At 54.4% G+C, this 17,213-nt stretch carries 14 protein-coding genes; 7 read left to right on the top strand and 7 right to left on the bottom strand.

Annotation, left to right across the window (positions count from 1 at the left end):
• Positions 1 to 5: 5 nt before the first annotated feature.
• The 7 genes from CPH17_RS02205 (at position 6) to CPH17_RS02175 (ending at position 7,858) form a co-directional block, all read left to right on the top strand.
• On the top strand, positions 6 to 1,106 hold the full coding sequence (locus CPH17_RS02205) for an ABC transporter ATP-binding protein (protein ID WP_096298131.1): 1,101 nt from the start codon (positions 6 to 8) through the stop codon (positions 1,104 to 1,106).
• Positions 1,099 to 2,199: an ABC transporter ATP-binding protein gene (locus tag CPH17_RS02200; protein ID WP_074396548.1), complete on the top strand. Its 1,101-nt coding sequence runs from the start codon at positions 1,099 to 1,101 to the stop codon at positions 2,197 to 2,199. Before CPH17_RS02205 ends, CPH17_RS02200 begins: the two co-directional genes overlap by 8 nt.
• Positions 2,192 to 3,076, top strand: a complete 885-nt coding sequence (locus CPH17_RS02195) for a carbohydrate ABC transporter permease (RefSeq protein ID WP_074396549.1) — start codon at positions 2,192 to 2,194, stop codon at positions 3,074 to 3,076. The genes CPH17_RS02200 and CPH17_RS02195 overlap by 8 nt, the downstream gene beginning before the upstream one ends.
• Before the next feature lies 1 nt (position 3,077).
• The gene (locus CPH17_RS02190; protein ID WP_074396550.1) at positions 3,078 to 3,974 is read left to right on the top strand and encodes a carbohydrate ABC transporter permease; all 897 of its coding nucleotides are present in this window, start codon (positions 3,078 to 3,080) and stop codon (positions 3,972 to 3,974) included.
• 11 nt (positions 3,975 to 3,985) lie between these two features.
• Positions 3,986 to 4,258 carry a DUF2160 domain-containing protein gene (locus CPH17_RS02185; protein WP_074396551.1) on the top strand — a complete coding sequence of 91 codons (273 nt, stop codon included), beginning with the start codon at positions 3,986 to 3,988 and terminating at the stop codon, positions 4,256 to 4,258.
• Positions 4,259 to 4,331: 73 nt separating this feature from the next.
• Entirely contained in the window at positions 4,332 to 6,071 is a 1,740-nt protein-coding gene (locus tag CPH17_RS02180; protein ID WP_074396552.1) for an ABC transporter substrate-binding protein, read from the top strand.
• A gap of 137 nt (positions 6,072 to 6,208) precedes the next feature.
• Positions 6,209 to 7,858, top strand: coding sequence for a glycerol-3-phosphate dehydrogenase/oxidase (locus CPH17_RS02175; RefSeq protein WP_074396553.1), 1,650 nt, complete (start codon positions 6,209 to 6,211; stop codon positions 7,856 to 7,858).
• Positions 7,859 to 7,946: 88 nt separating this feature from the next.
• Here CPH17_RS02175 and CPH17_RS02170 read toward each other — a convergent pair whose 3' ends face one another.
• The 7 genes from CPH17_RS02170 to CPH17_RS02140 all read right to left on the bottom strand — a co-directional run bounded on the left by CPH17_RS02170 (position 7,947) and on the right by CPH17_RS02140 (position 17,126).
• Positions 7,947 to 8,171 carry a hypothetical protein gene (locus CPH17_RS02170; protein WP_074396554.1) on the bottom strand — a complete coding sequence of 75 codons (225 nt, stop codon included), beginning with the start codon at positions 8,169 to 8,171 and terminating at the stop codon, positions 7,947 to 7,949.
• Positions 8,172 to 8,721: 550 nt separating this feature from the next.
• Positions 8,722 to 10,209 carry a glycerol kinase GlpK gene (gene glpK / locus CPH17_RS02165; protein ID WP_074396555.1) on the bottom strand — a complete coding sequence of 496 codons (1,488 nt, stop codon included), beginning with the start codon at positions 10,207 to 10,209 and terminating at the stop codon, positions 8,722 to 8,724.
• A 121-nt stretch (positions 10,210 to 10,330) separates the two neighbouring features.
• Positions 10,331 to 11,089 carry a DeoR/GlpR family transcriptional regulator gene (locus CPH17_RS02160; protein ID WP_074396556.1) on the bottom strand — a complete coding sequence of 253 codons (759 nt, stop codon included), beginning with the start codon at positions 11,087 to 11,089 and terminating at the stop codon, positions 10,331 to 10,333.
• A gap of 112 nt (positions 11,090 to 11,201) precedes the next feature.
• Entirely contained in the window at positions 11,202 to 13,070 is a 1,869-nt protein-coding gene (locus CPH17_RS02155) for an SLC13 family permease (protein WP_074396557.1), read from the bottom strand.
• A 209-nt stretch (positions 13,071 to 13,279) separates the two neighbouring features.
• Positions 13,280 to 14,083, bottom strand: coding sequence for an enoyl-CoA hydratase-related protein (locus CPH17_RS02150; protein ID WP_074396558.1), 804 nt, complete (start codon positions 14,081 to 14,083; stop codon positions 13,280 to 13,282).
• On the bottom strand, positions 14,080 to 16,257 hold the full coding sequence (locus CPH17_RS02145) for an acetate--CoA ligase family protein (RefSeq protein ID WP_096298129.1): 2,178 nt from the start codon (positions 16,255 to 16,257) through the stop codon (positions 14,080 to 14,082). The genes CPH17_RS02150 and CPH17_RS02145 overlap by 4 nt, the downstream gene beginning before the upstream one ends.
• A 62-nt stretch (positions 16,258 to 16,319) precedes the next feature.
• Positions 16,320 to 17,126 (bottom strand): enoyl-CoA hydratase/isomerase family protein, encoded by an 807-nt coding sequence (locus CPH17_RS02140; protein ID WP_096300878.1) that lies wholly within the window; start codon positions 17,124 to 17,126, stop codon positions 16,320 to 16,322.
• Positions 17,127 to 17,213: the final 87 nt, after the last annotated feature.

Here is a 17,213-nt window from a genome sequence, read left to right as displayed (position 1 = left end):
TTGGCATGTCCCTACACTTGCAAAATATCGAACACACTGTGGGTGGTGTTCCCTATATCCGCGACGTTGACCTAGCGCTTGAGCCAGGCTCATTCAATGTGCTGCTGGGCAGAACATTGGCGGGTAAAACTACCCTGATGCGCTTAATGGCTGGGCTTGAAGCGCCCACCAAAGGGCGCATTCTGATGGACGGCAAAGACGTTACCGGCGTTTCAGTACGTCACCGTAACGTCTCTATGGTGTATCAGCAGTTTATTAACTACCCCAGCTTAACGGTCTACGACAATATCGCCTCGCCGCTCATTCTGGCCAAACACCCGGCGCATGAGATTGATAAGCGCGTGGGCGAAATTGCCGAAATGCTGCATATCGAGCATCTGCTTAAGCGCTACCCGCAGGAGCTTTCCGGCGGCCAGCAGCAGCGCACCGCCATGGGCCGTGCGCTGGTCAAAGATGCCGATGTGATTTTGTTCGACGAACCTCTGGTTAACCTGGATTACAAACTGCGCGAAGAACTGCGCGATGAGCTGCGTGAGCTTTTTAAAGTGCGCAACTGCATTGCCGTTTACGCCACCACCGAACCCAATGAAGCGCTCGCGCTGGGTGGCAATACCGCAGTGCTACACGAAGGCCGGCTGTTGCAGTACGGCCCCACTGACCAGGCCTACCGCGAACCCAACAGTGTGTTAAGCGCTGAAATGTTCTCCGAGCCGCCCATTAACATTCTGCCCGGGCGGCTAACAGATGACCAAATCACCTTCGATGGCACCACCCACTTTGCTTGCGACGACGCCCTGCGTCGGCTGCCACCGGGCGACTATCAGTTTGGCGTGCGTGCCTCGCATTTGAGCCTCACGCCCCGCGCGGAAGATGACTTGGCCCTGGAAGTCGTCGTCGATGTGGCGGAAATCAGCGGCTCGGAAACGTTTTTACACGTTCGCCACCCGCACTTTGCACTGGTGCTACACCTGGTCGGCATTCACGAGTTGAGTATGAATCAGGCTATCAACGTTCACCTTCCGATTCACAAGCTGTTTGTGTTTGATCAGCAAGGCAGCATTGTGCATACCCCAACGCATCTCATGGAGGGCGCTGCACATGGCTGAGATCGAGCTTAAATCGCTTGCCCACACTTATAGCGAATCCCCGCAATCGGCGGCCGATTACGCCATTCGCCACATGCAACATACATGGCACCAGGGTGGTGCGTATGCACTGCTGGGGCCTTCCGGGTGCGGTAAGTCGACGCTTTTGAATATTATTTCCGGACTGATAGCCCCCTCCGAAGGCGAGGTGTTATTCGACGGCCACTTGGTCAACGAATTACCGCCGGAGGAGCGCAACATCGCCCAGGTTTTTCAGTTCCCAGTGATCTACGACACCATGACGGTGTTCGATAATCTGGCGTTTCCACTGCGCAACATGAACACCCCCGAGCATCGCGTGAAGCCCAAGGTACTGGAAATTGCCGATATTCTAGAGCTGACCCCGCTGCTCTCGCGCAAGGCCAAAAACCTGACCGCCGACGAGAAACAAAAGGTTTCCATGGGCCGGGGCTTGGTGCGTGATGACGTGACAGCGATTTTGTTTGATGAGCCGCTCACGGTGATTGACCCGCAGTTAAAGTGGAAGCTGCGGCGCAAGCTCAAGGAAATTCACGAGCGCTTTAATATCACCATGATTTACGTCACCCACGACCAGCTAGAGGCGTCTACCTTCGCGGATAAAATCGCCGTGATGTACGAAGGCCAGGTGGTGCAGTTTGGCACCCCCCGCGAGTTATTTGAGTCGCCCGCCCACACCTTTGTGGGCTACTTCATCGGCAGCCCTGGGATGAACTTTTTCACGCTGCGATACCAAGACCACGCCGCCTACTTTGGCGACCAAGCCATTGCGTTAAACCCAGCCTACCTGGGCGCAGTGAGTCGCGCTAAAAGCGACAACGTAAAGCTTGGGATTCGGCCTGAATTTGTCGAGGTATTTGCGACAGCCAAGCCCGACACCCTGGCGGTGCACAATCAGCACGTTCAAGACCTTGGCACCTACGCCATTCTGACCTTTTCGCTAAATCAACAGACGTTCAAAGCGCGGCTTTCCGAGGACCATCCGCCGCTGGGTGAGACGGTTCACGTACGCTTTCCAGACGACAAACTAAGCCTTTACGTCGATGAGTACCGAGTTGAGGTAGACCATGAATAAAATACGTAATAACCGCGCCTGGCTACTCGTGCTTCCCATGCTGGTGTTGGTGGCGTTTTCCGCCATTGTACCGCTGATGACGGTCGTCAACTATTCGGTTCAGGACGTGCTGGGTGCCAACGCCCGGTTCTTTACTGGCACCGAATGGTTTAAAAGCATGCTCAACGACCCTGAGCTGCAAGTCGCGTTTGTCCGCCAAATGATCTTTTCGCTCACGATTCTCGCCATTCAGGTGCCTTTGGGTATCGGCATTGCGCTGATTATGCCCAAACGCGGCTGGCAGGCCTCGGCGGTGTTGATTTTGATTACCCTACCGCTGCTGATTCCCTGGAACGTGGTCGGCAGCATTTGGCAAATCTTCACCCGCGGCGATATTGGCCTGATGGGCTGGGGCTTACGCCAATTAGGCGTGGACTACAATATTACCCGCGACGCATCAGATGCCTGGATCACCATCATATTAATGGACGTATGGCACTGGACGCCGTTGGTCGCCATGCTTTGCTACAGCGGTCTGCGCTCCATCCCCGAAGCCTACTACCAGGCAGCACGCATTGACCGAGCCTCCAAATGGGCGGTGTTTCGCTACATCCAACTGCCCAAGCTGACCAATGTGCTGGTGATTGCCGTACTGCTGCGCTTTATGCACTCGTTCATGATTTACGCCGAGCCGTTCGTGCTGACCGGCGGTGGGCCGGGCAGTTCGACCACGTTCTTAAGCCAGTCGCTTGCCACGATGGCTATCGGCCAGCAGGACCTTGGGCCGTCGGCGGCGTTTTCGATCATCTACTTCCTGGTCATTCTGCTCGTGAGCTGGGTGTTCTATACCGCCATCATGCACATGCAAAAAGACAAACATCCTCAGGGAGGCGCGTGACATGAGCTATCAACTCGAAAATACCCAGCAGGGCGAAAAGTACAACACGATTTTTAGCCGCACGACACCTGCCAAACGGCGCAAGCGTAACGCACGCAGTCGGCTGCGCTCCCGCGTGCTGCTGGGGCTGTATCTGTTTTTAATGATTTTGCCGATTTACTGGCTGCTCAATATGTCGCTGCAAACCAACAGCGAGATATTAGGCTCCATGACGCTATGGCCAGAGAACATCACGCTGGATAACTATATTGGCATCTTTACCAACTCAAGCTGGTATATGGGTTATGTCAACTCGATCGCCTACGTGCTGATGAACATGCTGATCACCATTTGCGTGGCGCTACCTGCCGCTTATGCGTTTAGCCGCTACAGCTTTATCGGCGATAAGCATTTGTTCTTCTGGCTGTTAACCAACCTGATGGCACCGCCTGCGGTGTTCTTGCTGCCCTACTTTCAGCTGTATTACTCGGTGGGGCTGTTCGATACGCATATTGCCGTCGCGCTGGCCCACTGCCTGTTCAATATTCCGCTGGCCATTTGGATTCTGGAAGGCTTTATGAGCAGCGTGCCAAAAGAGATCGATGAAACGGCGTATATCGACGGCTACAGCTTTCCGCGCTTTTTTATCAAGATTTTCATTCCCATGATCCGCTCGGGCATCGGCGTCACACTGTTCTTCTTGTTTATGTTCTCGTGGGTGGAGCTGCTGCTGGCCCGCACGCTCACCGCCACCAGTGCCCAACCGATTGGCATGATCATGACGCGCACGTCCACTGCATCAGGGATCGACTGGGGCACGCTTGCCGCCGCCGGTGTGCTGACCATTTTGCCCGGCATTCTGGTGGTCTACTTCGTTCGCAACCATATCGCCAAGGGCTTTGCCCTGGGTCGTACCTAAGGAGGTGATGTATGTCTTGGATGGTATGGACAGTGCCCACGGCAATTTTCTTTTCCGCCATTGCGGCCATGCTGGCCGGGATGACGGTATGGGAAGTTGTCTCGCCCACCATAGAGCGAAAGGGCTTTTTGCCGATTAGCACAACCCGCGGCGACCGGCTGTTTATTGGTCTGCTCTCGGCCGCGTTTATTCACCTGGGAGTAATTGGCTACACCTCTTTATCGATTTGGTTGGCACTGGCGGCATCGTTTGTCTGGCTGTTGGTGCTAATGCGCTGGGGCTAACCGGCGCTAATCAAAGTAGCGGTTTCATGGACGGTTCCGTCATTAGGGAAGATCACAACACAACGAGGTCAACATGCGACATAACAATTTCAAACTCACCACCCTCGCCGCTAGCCTGCTGCTGGCATCCGCCACGCTGTCGGCGGATGACAGTGATGCGCGCGCCATTGCCGAACGGCTGGTCGATGAGCATTTCCAAGACTCGACACTAAGCCGAGAGGAAAAGATCGAAGAGCTGATGTGGTTTGCCAAAGCCGCCGAGCCGTTTCGCGACATGGACATTGAAACCGTCGCCGAGGGCTTAACCACCCACGTCTACGAAAGCGAAGTCTTGGCAGAGGCGTTCACCGAACTCACTGGTATCAATGTCACCCACAACATCATCGGTGAAGGTGACGTGGTCGATACCATGCAAAACCAGATGCAGTCGGGGAACAGCATCTATGACGGCTTCGTCAACGATACTGATTCCATCGGCACGCACATTCGCTACGGCACCACGATCAACCTGTCTGACGCCATGGAAAACGAGTGGGCCGACTACACTCTGCCCACACTGGATCTTGACGACTTTATCGGCCTGCAGTACGGCACCGGACCGGACGGCAATATTTACCAGCTGCCCACTCAGCAGTTTGCCAACCTTTACTGGTTCCGCCATGACTGGTTTGAACGCGAAGACTTCCAGGAGCAGTTCCGCGAGATTTACGGCTATGACCTGGGCGTGCCGACTAACTGGACCGCCTACGAGGATATTGCCGAGTTCTTCACCGAGCACGTTGGCGAAATCGACGGTGAGAAAGTCTATGGCCACATGGACTACGGCCGCCGCGACCCCTCGCTAGGCTGGCGTTTCCACGACTCCTGGCTCTCCATGGCCGGTATGGGCAGCAAAGGCGTGCCGTTTGGCAACCCGGTTGATGACTGGGGTATTCGTGTTAACGAAGACAGCCAGCCGGTCGGCGCAAGCGTAAGCCGTGGCGGCGCCACCAACTCGCCGGCTTCCGTGTTTGCCATGCAAAAAGCGGTTGACTGGCTAGCCGATTACGCCCCAGAAGAAGCCCAGGGCATGACGTTTGGCGAGGCTGGCCCCGTGCCTGCTCAAGGCCATATTGCCCAGCAGATTTTCTGGTACACCGCCTTCACCGCCGACATGACCGACCCGGAAGTGGCCGTCACCGATGACGAAGGCAACCCGCTGTGGCGCATGGCTCCCTCGCCCACTGGCCCGTACTGGGAAGACGGCATGAAAGTCGGTTATCAGGACGTAGGTGCCTGGACCTTCTTTGACTCAACGCCTGAGGACCGCCGCACCGCTGCCTGGCTGTTTGCTCAGTTCACCGTATCCAAGACCGCGTCGTTGGAAAAGCTGATGCACGGCCTTACGCCAATTCGTGAGTCGGATATTTTCTCGGATCAAATGACCGAAATGGCACCCAAGCTAGGCGGTTTGGTCGAGTTCTACCGCAGCCCCAACGAGTCCAACTGGACGCCTACCGGCACCAACGTGCCCGACTACCCGCGCATGGCTCCGCTATGGTGGCAAAACCTGGCACCGGTGATGAGCGGCGAAGTCTCGCCACAGGAAGGCTTGGATAAGCTGGCCGAAGACATGGACAACACCATGAGCCGCCTGGCCCGTGCCAACGTATTCGACAGCTACGCGCCAGTGCTCAACGACGAGCGCGACCCGCAGGAATGGCTGGATGAAGACGGCTCGCCCAAGCCAAAGCTTGACGATGAAATGCCGCAGGGCACCACCGTGCCTTACGACGAAATGATGGAAGAATGGATGTCAGCAGGCACCCGCTAACGCGGTGCTTAGAACGGCATACTCGCGCTAATACGGCGGCCCACCAGGGCCGCCATACATCGCCACAAGGCTGGCTGAGTGGGTTAAACGCCCTGCCCAGCGTGAACGGGGCTTTTCTTTGTTAATTTGGATCCGCTATGAAACTGCGTAACCGTAATATAGAAAAACTACACAGCGAAGCCTTCGATGTACTGATTATCGGCGGCGGCATTAACGGTGCCGCCACCGCTGCCGCGCTTTCGGGCAAAGGTGCCAACGTGGCCTTGATTGACCGAGGTGACTTTGCAGGCAGCACCAGCATGCACTCTTCAAACCTGGTTTGGGGCGGCATCAAATATATGGAAAGCAAAGACTTCGCACTGGTTCGTAAACTGTGTAAAAGTCGTAATCATTTAATTAAAAGTTACCCGTCAACGGTTCAGGAGATTCGTTTTCTGACCACGATCACCAAAGGTTTTCGCCACTCACCACGCTATTTGTGGGCGGGCACCTGGCTTTACTGGCTAATGGGGAATGGTTTTACCAAGCGCCCTCGTTTACTGTCCCCCAAGAAAATCAAGCAAGAAGAGCCCATCATCGATATCGATGGGTCCGTTGGCGGCTTTGAGTATTCCGATGCCTACCTGCACGACAATGACGCACGATTTGTATTTAATTTTGTTCGCCATGCCCTTAACTACGGTGCCATCGCCACAAATTATGTTGAGTCCCTAGGTGCCGAACGCCACGGCGATTATTGGGTAACCAAAGCTCGTAACGTGATTGACGGCCAGTCATTTGATATTCGCGCCAAGGTGTTAATTAATGCAGCGGGTCCGTGGGTGGATCAACACAATGCCATGACAGGACAAAAGACCACCCATCAACACCTGTATTCAAAGGGCATACACCTAATTGTGCCGCAGCTGACAGATTCGCAGCGTGTGTTGGCATTTTTCGCTGACGACGGTCGTTTGTTCTTTGTGATTCCCATGGGCAATCGGACCTGTATTGGCACCACCGATACGCACATGGAGCATCCCGAGGTGGAGGTCACCGCCGAGGATATTGCCTTTGTGCTGGAAAACATCAATAAACGCCTGACACTCGACAAGCCACTCGATCAAACCGATATCATCTCGACGCGCTGTGGCGTTCGGCCGTTAGCGATTAAAGCCGAAGAAGAAAGCGACCGTGATTTCCTACAGCTATCCCGCAAGCATGTAATTGATACCAATAAGGACAGTGCTCACATCAGTATTTTTGGCGGCAAGCTGACCGACTGTTTGAACGTAGGGGATGAAATTGCCGAGGCTGTTGTACAACTCGGCATCGCGCTACCCGATCAAGGCTTCCGCTGGTATGGCGAACCCGCCAACGCGGTGAAACAGCAATTTATGGATCAGGCAAAACGCATGAACCTGGATGCGATGACGGCTGCTACGTCTTCAGAGCCCCTTTCATCGCGCCTTTGGCGGCGTTACGCCGAGCAGGCAATGCCCATGCTGGAAAAAATCCGTCAAGACCCTGCGGAAGCCGACATTCTAATTGAGGGCACAGAGTATATTCGCTGCGAGCTTGCCCACGCACGCGACCATGAAATGATTACCCAACTTGAAGATTTTCTTCGCCGGCGGGCAAAAGTATCGCTAGTGGTTCACCACGAGCAACTACGTCATTCTAAGGGATTAAAAGAAGCTTGCCGTGTGTTGTTTGGCGAGAAAGCAGAAGAACGCTTTGAGGACTATTTTGCCCAGCACCGCGATACGGCCCAACCCTATACCCCCATGCAAAAAGTGCCTTCATAAACGGGCGGCTTTGCGTGAACATCAGCCCATAATAAACCCCCCCTAACGGAAACCGTCAGGGGGGAAGGAAATGCACGTAAGTTACGGGCTATTCTTCATCCTCAACCAGCAGCTGGGAATCGCCTGCCAATACCTCATCCCATGCTTCTTCGAGCGTGTAGCCTACGCGACTATCGATCGTATCGATTACCTCAACCGCGTGCTGAAGCGACTCCCTCTGGCCCTTTAGCGCCAATACTAACTTGGCAAGATCCTGTTTGCTAAAGGTATTCGCGATACGGTCGGCTTGTTGACTTAATTCGATGCAGTTCATGGTTAAACCCTCATGGTATGGTCATCCGCTGCTTACTATTATCGTTAGTCGTTAAGCAGCCATCTTGTTAATGACGAATGGTGACGTTGCTACTCATGCTGGACCGGATAAGTGTCCAGTTCGGTGACTGCGATAGGGTCACAAGCGTTACAAGACCTTCGCTTCAAGCGCCCGGATAATTCAAAAGCGCATCAAATGTAGCAGTGGTCAGGAGGGCATATCGGGATAACGAAACACCGCCCTGATCCATGACTTCACTATGGTGCACTGCCGTAAAGCTCACAATGCATCGTTGGCCGCAGCCGGCGTTGTAGCTTGACTACATCCACGGCAAATAGACGCAAAGAGTGTTGTAGAATTTCATAGAAGGTACGGCGCTGGCGCAAAGTGCGCTGATCAGGCAGGAAATAAGGCCGAATGGCCTAGATAAGCGGAAGGAAGTATACGCCATGGAGACATTGACGCCAGTCGACGAAGGGCTAATACAGGCAAGCGGTTTATTATAGCTGGCCGCTACCCCTTAACGGCGATAGCGGCGTATAGGCAAGCGTTAATCCACAGAGCGCACACGGGAGACGGCGTCTAGCCACCCCTGATAAAGCTGATCGCGAGTCGCTTCTTCCATGCTGGGCGTGAAGCTACGCTCACAGCGCCACAGCTGCTCAATATCATCAAGCGTTTCATACCAACCTAGTCGCAGACCTGCCAGGTAGGCGGCTCCCAGGGCGGTAGTTTCCAGAATTGTTGGACGATCCACCTGCACGTTCAGCATATCGGCCAGAAACTGCATGACCCAGTTGTTCTTGACCATGCCGCCATCGACACGCAAGTTGCCGGGCGGCGCTTCCATGTCGTCATTCATGCAGTGTTGAAGATCACGCGTCTGGTAACAAACCGCCTGAAGGCCGGCGGCGACAATTTCCGCGATCCCGGTGTCGCGGGTTAGGCCAAAAATCGCCCCGCGGGCTTTAGGATCCCAGTGCGGTGCGCCCAAGCCAGTAAACGCAGGGACTAAATAAACGCTGTGCCCGCTACGCGTTTTACGGGCAAGCGCTTCGGTTTCCGCTGCATCTGCAAATAAATTCAGGCCATCGCGCAACCACTGCACGGTGGCACCGGCTACAAAGATACTGCCTTCCATGGCATAAGTGGGCTTGCCATTAAGTCGATAACCGATCGTGGTCAGTAGCCGATTACGCGACAAAGAGGGTGTCTCGCCAGTGTTGACGATCATAAAGCACCCAGTGCCATAGGTGCTTTTCCCCATTCCCGGCTGAAAACACGCTTGGCCAACCAGCGCGGCTTGTTGGTCGCCAGCCACACCGGCAATGGGCAGCTCGGCACCCAACCAGCGAGTGTCCATTGTGCCGAAATCATCGCTTGAGTCTTTCACCTCGGGGAGCATCGACGCGGGTATATCGAACAAATCAAGTAGCTCGTCGTCCCAGCATTGCTCATGGATATTGAACAAGGCCGTACGCGACGCATTGGTGGCGTCTGTCACGTGATGACGGCCACCGGTTAAACGCCAGATCAGAAAGCTATCAACCGTCCCAAATAGCAGTTCACCTTTTTCTGCCCGCGCACGGGTGCCTTCGACGTTGTCTAATATCCATGCCAGCTTGGTAGCGGAAAAATACGGGTCGATCAGCAGGCCAGTCTTGGCTTGAACACGCTCAGTGTGGCCCTCAGCGCGAAGCTGCTCACAGAGCGATGACGTACGCCGGTCCTGCCAAACAATGGCGTTATAAACCGGTTTCCCAGAGTGCTGATCCCATACGATGGTGGTTTCACGCTGATTGGTGATGCCCACCCCGGCAATTTGGTTTACCTTGATCGCCGCTTTTTTGACGACGTCTCGGCAAGTGGCGACAACAGTCTCCCAAATATCTTCAGGGTCGTGTTCAATCCAGCCATCATGGGGATAGTGCTGGGTAAACTCCTGCTGCGCGACCGCGGCGACTTGGCCTTCACGGTCAAAGAGAATCGCGCGGGAACTGGTCGTACCTTGATCAATGGCAAGTATAAAAGAGGACATAACAAGTTCGCTTTGTTGTTGGTTCTTTCGATTTTGTATGATTACTTTCGTTTTATTATCATCCTAGGCTACGCCAGCCGCCACCAATGCTCAAGTATGAAAACCCTAACGACTCGCCGATTCAGGCAAGGTGTAACGCGACATCGTGCTGAGTAAGCAAACGCTGAATGGCCTCGGGCGGTTTACGGTCGGTAAATAATGCATCCAGTTGGGCAATATTACCCTGACGAACCACCGGGTTACGGTGAAATTTGGAGTAATCGGCGGCCAGATAAACACGCCGTGAATTGGCGATTATCGCCTGGGCAACGCGGACTTCCTGATAGTCAAATTCTAGTAAAGAACCGTCTTCGTCGATGCCGCTGATCCCGATAATGCCGTAGTCGACCTTAAACTGATTGATAAAGTCGATGGCCGCCTCGCCAATAATCCCCCCATCGCGTGAGCGCACCTGCCCCCCCGCGATAATCACCGTGAAGTCTTCCTTATGCTGCAGTATCGCGGCAACGTTGAGATTATTGGTAATTATCTCCAGTCCCTGGTGATCTAAAAGTGCCTGAGCGATCACCTCGTTACTGGTACCAATGTTAATAAACAGCGAGGCATCGTTCGGAATATGCTCGGCTAAACAGCGGGCAATGCGTTCTTTTTCTTCCAGATGCATGGTTTTACGCGTGCTGTAAGCCGTATTCACCGTACTTGACTCAATCCCTACACCACCATGGACGCGTCTCACACGGCCGTCGTTAGCCAACGTATTAAGGTCTCGACGAATGGTTTGCGGCGTTACGGCAAAATGGTCGGTGAGTTGCTCAATGCTCATGTAGCCATGCTGGCGGACCAGCTCAATAATCGCATCTTGACGAAACTGTTGATTCATAAGCTAGCCCGTAACGTTATTTGTTCGCTTTAGAACATAAGCGTAGCAAAATTTTCATCAAATAACGCTGATTGATCACACCTCATCGTCTCGTGCTAGTACTCTGTACGCGTTACCCCGACAGCGGCCAAACCCACAGAATCATTGGTATCGACACCACCAGCACGACAACCGAAAGCGGCAAGCCCAGTTTCCAATAATCGCCAAACTGATACCCCCCGGGGCCGAGCACAAGGGTGTTTGACTGGTGGCCAATCGGCGTTAAGAAGGCACAGGAAGCACTCACTGCAACGATCATTAAAAAGGGGTCAAGCGACACATCAAAGCCGTTGGCAAGGCTCACAGCAATGGGTGCCATTAACAGCGCCGCCGCAGCGTTATTGACGACGTTAGAAAGCAGCATGGAGAGAATAAACAGCCCAACCATCGTTACTACCACCGGCCAGTCAGTCCCCCAGTGCAACAGCGCTTGGGCAATTAAATCCGCCCCGCCGCTGGTTTCCAGTGCTTCCCCTACCGGGATCATGGCACCTAACAGTACTATCACAGGCCCATCAATCGACTGGTAGGCCTCGCGCAGTGGCAATACACCAATCAGCAGTGAAATCAATGCCGCGCTACTCAATGCCACCGCGGCGGGTAATAAATCCAATAACATCACAACAATCGCAGCCGCAAAAATCGCTAGAGAAAACAGCAGCTTGCGCGGCTTACCAAGGTTCAAATCACGACTCGCCAGCGGCAAGCAGCCCAGTGTCGGAAGGCTTTCGGCAATTTCATTTTCCTCGCCCTGCAGCAGCAATATATCGCCATTCTTAAAACGGATATCACGCAGCCGCTGTTTAAGACGTGTGCCATCCCTGGCCACGGCCACCAGGTGCAAGCCAAACTGATGATTAAGACGTAATTGGCGTACGCTGCGGTTGATCATCATCGAATCATTGCGCACCACCACTTCCACCAGTTGAAGCCCTTCGGTATCCACCGGAGGGTGCGCCTCGGGCTCGCTGTCGTCTTCCGTTGAGTCGCGATCTTCATCTATTGACTCCCCGTCCTCTTCCTCGTCTTGCTCAGGTTCGGCAACGGCGCTAAGACCTGCTTTATCCTCAAGCAGCTTCAGCTCATCCGGCCCGGCTTCTAAAAGCAGGATATCCCCTGCCTGAAGCATACCGTGGAATGAATAACCCGCTTGGCGGTTATCGTCACGTACCACGGCCAAAACCGGGATGGGATCTTCCAGTTCATCGCGAAGCTGTTGCAGCGTTAACCCTTTGGCCTTGGAATCATCGCTGACTTTAAGCTCCACCAAGTAGTTGGCCGTGTCGAACATATCCGCTGCGGATGCTTGACCACTACGCTTCGGCGTAAACCGCCAGCCGATAAGCACGATAAACGCAAGGCCAGCCAACGCCACCACAATGCCCACAGGGGCAAAACTAAACATGCCGAAATTGCCATCGGACACGTCAGCCCGGTAGCTTGAGATAATGATATTCGGCGGCGTGCCTATCAGCGTAATTAACCCACCCAACAACGAGCCAAATGCCAGCGGCATCAGCAATAGTGAAGGTGAGGTATTGTGTTCACGCGCCAAACGCATGGCCACAGGCAGGAGTAACGCCAACGCCCCTACATTATTCATTATTCCAGAGAGCACCACGACAGTGCCCACCAACACCAGCAATTGAAGGATCAACCGTTCGCCGACCTTGAGTACCTGCTCGGCGATAATATCGACTAAACCGGAGCGTTCGAACCCTCGGCTTAGCACCAAAACGGCGGCCACCGTGATCACTGCAGGATGGCCAAAGCCCAGAAAGGCATCGTTTGCGGGCACCAACCCAAGCATGACTGACCCCAATAGCGCGGCGAGCGCCACCAGATCATAGCGAAAGCGCCCCCATACAAAGGCGGCCAATGTTAGCCCTAAAACCATAAACACTAGGGTGCTAGGCGTTAGTCCCAGATCCTCAATTGCCATTGTTACGTCACCTCCCTATGAGCCACCGGCGCCGCCACCTTCGTGAAACGCCCGCTTCACTGTAAATCAGATGCTGCGATGCAGCCGATCAACATTATACATTTACCATACACACGTATTGCTTTTGATGAAGCCACCTAATAGCAAAAAACCTGGCAAAGCCAGGCATTGGAAGGTCATTAATTAAAACGAAGAAAACGTTTATGTCGTTAAGTTTTCATACGCGCCAGCATGTTCTGAACAGCGTCAAGGTGCTCGGGTTCGTTATGGCACATGCCTTGAAATGCGGCGCACACGTCCAGAAACGCTTTTAACTCCATATCCGGGGCCATTTTCATCAAGCGTTTCGTTAGCCGTGTGGCCTTAGGCGGCTGAGCGGCAATGCGCGCGGCATGTTCCATGACTCTCTTCATCAGGGCATCCGGCTCGACCACTTCCAGCACAACGCCATAATCCAGGGCTTCCTGGGCGTCGATCACTCGCCCGGATAACGTTAGCTCAAAAGCACGCTGATAGCCTATCTGTCGCTGCATAAACCATGCTCCCCCATCTCCGGGAACAATGCCCAGGTTGAGGAAGGTTTCGCCAAATTTAGCCTGACGTGACGCGATCCGTAAATCCGCCATATTCGCTAGGTCAAACCCAGCCCCTATCGCTGGCCCATTGACCGCTGCGATGACAGGCACTTCTACTTCGCTGAGCGCAAGTGGCATTCGCTGGATTCCGCGGCGATAGCGTTCAGCCACTTCCGCAGCGTCGCCAGCGAAGTCGCCGCGACGTTCGGCCATATCTTTGACGTTGCCGCCTGCGCAGAATGCCGATCCAACACCGGTGATCACCAGCACCGAGACGTCGCTTGTGCGGTTGACCCAGTGCGCGGTGGTGACAATGTCATCAACCAACGCGGTGCCGGTGAGCGCATTACGAACGTCGTGACGATTCAAGGTGAGTGTGGCCACCCGCTCTTCAAGCGTTAAGATAGCATCTGTCAGTGTCGGTAACGATTGACTCATTCTTCTCGCTCCACAATGATTCGAGCATCCACAATGGCATAACCATGGGGGTGGCTTTCTGGATACGCCATTACCGGGTTTAAATCTAGCTCACGAATACTCGGGTAGGCGTCCACCAGCTTTGAAATACGCATCAATAACAATACTAGCGCCTGCTTATTGACAGCCGGAGCACCGCGGACCCCTTCCAATACTTTTTGCGCCTTGATTTGATTCACCATAGATTCGGCATCGGCTTGGGTAATTGGCAGGGAACGAAACGCCACGTCCTCCCACACCTCAACGAACACGCCGCCCAGGCCAAACATAAGGACCGGGCCAAAGACCGGATCCCGCAGCATACCAATGATGACCTCCACCCCTTTCTCTACCATGGGCGTGACTAACACCCCGTCGAGTTGGGCACTTGGATCGTAACGCTGGGCGTTACCCATGATGGTTTTATAGGCATCGCGTAATGCGGCTTCGCCAACCAGATTCAGTTGCACCCCGCCAGCATCTGATTTGTGCAAAATATCCTTGGACACCACTTTCATTGCCAGGGGGTGATGGCCAAAGTGCCGTGCGACATCCGCTAACTCATTGGCGCTTTGCACCCGCCGCTCGTCGGGCACATGGATACAATGCTCGGCAAGCAGTGCCTTGGCTTCGAACTCGAGCAAGTCTCGCTTTTGTTGTCTTGCGGTCGCTAACAGCGCCTGCCCGTTAGGAGAGGCCTGCATCGGCCGAGTAGCGGGTTGGGCGGCGCCACGCGCCAGGTATTCACCACGCTCGCCAAGCGCCGCCAGCACCCTCACGGCATGTTCGATTGAGGCGTAAATGGGTAAGCCTGCCTCGTGCAAACGCCGTAGTGGAGGGGGCTTAATCGGTGCATAAAGGCTGTAGATGACTAGCGGCTTTTGGGTCGCATGAGCAAGTTCGACCATGGATTCAGCGCCGCGCATTTCGTCACCCAATAGCGACTCGGCAAAGCGCAGGCTATAGCCGCCAAACATCCCCACTAGAAAAACACTGTCGACGTTCGCATCGGCCGCCACCACTTCCATACATTGGGCCAAGAGTGAGGGATTCGCGTCTGAGGAGCCTGCCACATCCACAGGGTTGACGGACGACGCCTGGGGTAACAGCAGTGTCTTGAGTTTCGCCTGGGTGTCAGGGGAGAGCGCCGCCAGCGTTAGTCCTGCCTCCGCCAGTCGATCTGCCGCAATAGTGGCTTGGCCACCGCCGTCCGCAATCACCGCAACGCGTTTGCCCGCTGCTTTTTGTAAGCGACCTAGCCCTTCGGCGACTGGCAGAATTTCATCGGAGTATTGCACTACGCTCACCCCGGCTTGGCGTAGCAAGTCAACGGTCATCTGATAGCTGCCTGCCAGCGCACCAGTATGCGAGCTTGCCGCTTTTTGGCCTTGCTCGGTAGAGCCCGACTTATAGACCACCACCGGCTTCATGGCCGTAACCGCTCGGGCTACGTCAAGAAATTTACGCCCGTCTCTAAAGCCTTCTACATATAGGGTGGCGACTCGCGTGTGCTCATCTTCACCCAAATAGCGAAGATAGTCGTTAAAGCCGAGATCGGTTTGGTTGCCAGGGCCCATGTAGCTACTAAACCCAACCTGGCCGTTATGCTGGGCCTCCAACGCTAGCGAAAGCAGCATATTGCCTGACTGGGAAACAATACCAATATCACCGGGCTTGAGGTTTTCAAGCGCCAGCAAATTGACATTGTGGTGAAGATTAAATAGCCCTGATGTATTTGGCCCAATGATGCGCACGCCATGCGCACGGGCATTAGCCATCATTTGTGCTTCTAACTCTGCCCCCGCCTCACCGGTTTCGCTAAAGCCGCTAGCTAATACCACCGCGCCCTTGATACCTCGACGGCCGCACTCGGCAATTAGATCGGGTACCGTCGCCGCCGGCGTGCATATCAGCGCCAATGACGGTGTTCCCGGTATAGCGCTGATAGACGACCAAGCATTAACGCCTAAAATAGCCTTGGCTTTGGGATTCACCGGATAAATATCACCACGATAGCCGCCCTTAACGAGACCAACCATAGCTTTATAACCCCGTTTGGTGGGGTCAGATGAAGCCCCCACCACCGCGATTCCCTCAGGGGCCAGCACCACGTGGAGGGGGCTACGTGAAGGAAGGTGACCTTCGATAGATTGCATGTGATTACCTGTCGAAATGAATAAAAATGCCGGCTCCCACCAGCTAAAAAGTGGCTAAGCGATTAGCGACCTTGGAACTGGGGCACTCGCTTTTCAGCAAACGCATTCACCCCTTCCTGCCAATCCTCGGTGGTTGAACAGGTAAAAACAGCATCCAGCTCTTGCTGCAGTTGGCTTGGCATATCGGTATGCGCCGCGCGATTGATCAACGGTTTTAACATCGCCATGGATACCGGCGCGCGCTCAGCGAGTTGGGACGCCAACGCAGTGGCTTCATGCATCAATTGATCAAGCGGGTAATGAGCAAGCGCCAACCCAAGTCGGGTAGCCTCGGCGCCTGTTATCTTTTCACCGGTATACAGCAGGCGACGGGCCTGTCCCAACCCCACCAACTGGGGTAACCATTTTGAAACACCGCCGCCCACGCAGGTGCCAATGCTGGTTTCCGGGAAGCCAATCGGGGCGTCATCCGCCATTAGAATAAAATCGCAGGCCACCGCCATCTCGGCGCCCGCGCCTAGGGCATAGCCGTTCAACGCAGCAATAACCGGTTTGCTGAGCTGGGCGATGGCGTCCGCTACGTCATTGGCTAACTGCAGATATTCGCGGCGCTGATAGAGCGTTCTTGCGGCACCACCGTGGGCTTTCATATCGGCGCCAACACAGAACGCGCGTCCCTCACCGGTGAGCACCACGGCACGCACCTCCCGCGTTTGCTGGGCAATCGCCAAAACGTGGAGCAAGTCTTGATAAAGCGCCTCAACCACCGCATTAAGCCGCTCAGGACGGTTGAGGCGTACCGTCAGGACATATCCTTGCTGAATGACCAACAGCGTTTCATAGGAAGGCAAATCAAGGGTTGAGGTCATCACGGTCAGGTTACCTGTTAGATAAAGAAGGCGGCGAAAAAGCACATACGTTTCAAATTTATATTAAAAAGCAACGTATGTATCATT

Source organism: Halomonas sp. hl-4 (assembly GCF_900215475.1).
Taxonomy (GTDB): Bacteria; Pseudomonadota; Gammaproteobacteria; order Pseudomonadales; family Halomonadaceae; genus Vreelandella.
This window is presented reverse-complemented; position numbering and strand designations above follow the sequence as displayed.

Bases quoted from the DNA above. Each gene is read 5' to 3' on its own strand.
- CPH17_RS02205 (WP_096298131.1), top strand. From the start codon at position 6: ATGTCCCTACACTTGCAAAATATCGAACACACTGTGGGTGGTGTTCCC.
- CPH17_RS02200 (WP_074396548.1), top strand. From the start codon at position 1,099: ATGGCTGAGATCGAGCTTAAATCGCTTGCCCACACTTATAGCGAATCC.
- CPH17_RS02195 (WP_074396549.1), top strand. From the start codon at position 2,192: ATGAATAAAATACGTAATAACCGCGCCTGGCTACTCGTGCTTCCCATG.
- CPH17_RS02190 (WP_074396550.1), top strand. From the start codon at position 3,078: ATGAGCTATCAACTCGAAAATACCCAGCAGGGCGAAAAGTACAACACG.
- CPH17_RS02185 (WP_074396551.1), top strand. From the start codon at position 3,986: ATGTCTTGGATGGTATGGACAGTGCCCACGGCAATTTTCTTTTCCGCC.
- CPH17_RS02180 (WP_074396552.1), top strand. From the start codon at position 4,332: ATGCGACATAACAATTTCAAACTCACCACCCTCGCCGCTAGCCTGCTG.
- CPH17_RS02175 (WP_074396553.1), top strand. From the start codon at position 6,209: ATGAAACTGCGTAACCGTAATATAGAAAAACTACACAGCGAAGCCTTC.
- CPH17_RS02170 (WP_074396554.1), bottom strand. From the start codon at position 8,171: ATGAACTGCATCGAATTAAGTCAACAAGCCGACCGTATCGCGAATACC.
- glpK (WP_074396555.1), bottom strand. From the start codon at position 10,209: ATGTCCTCTTTTATACTTGCCATTGATCAAGGTACGACCAGTTCCCGC.
- CPH17_RS02160 (WP_074396556.1), bottom strand. From the start codon at position 11,089: ATGAATCAACAGTTTCGTCAAGATGCGATTATTGAGCTGGTCCGCCAG.
- CPH17_RS02155 (WP_074396557.1), bottom strand. From the start codon at position 13,070: ATGGCAATTGAGGATCTGGGACTAACGCCTAGCACCCTAGTGTTTATG.
- CPH17_RS02150 (WP_074396558.1), bottom strand. From the start codon at position 14,083: ATGAGTCAATCGTTACCGACACTGACAGATGCTATCTTAACGCTTGAA.
- CPH17_RS02145 (WP_096298129.1), bottom strand. From the start codon at position 16,257: ATGCAATCTATCGAAGGTCACCTTCCTTCACGTAGCCCCCTCCACGTG.
- CPH17_RS02140 (WP_096300878.1), bottom strand. From the start codon at position 17,126: ATGACCTCAACCCTTGATTTGCCTTCCTATGAAACGCTGTTGGTCATT.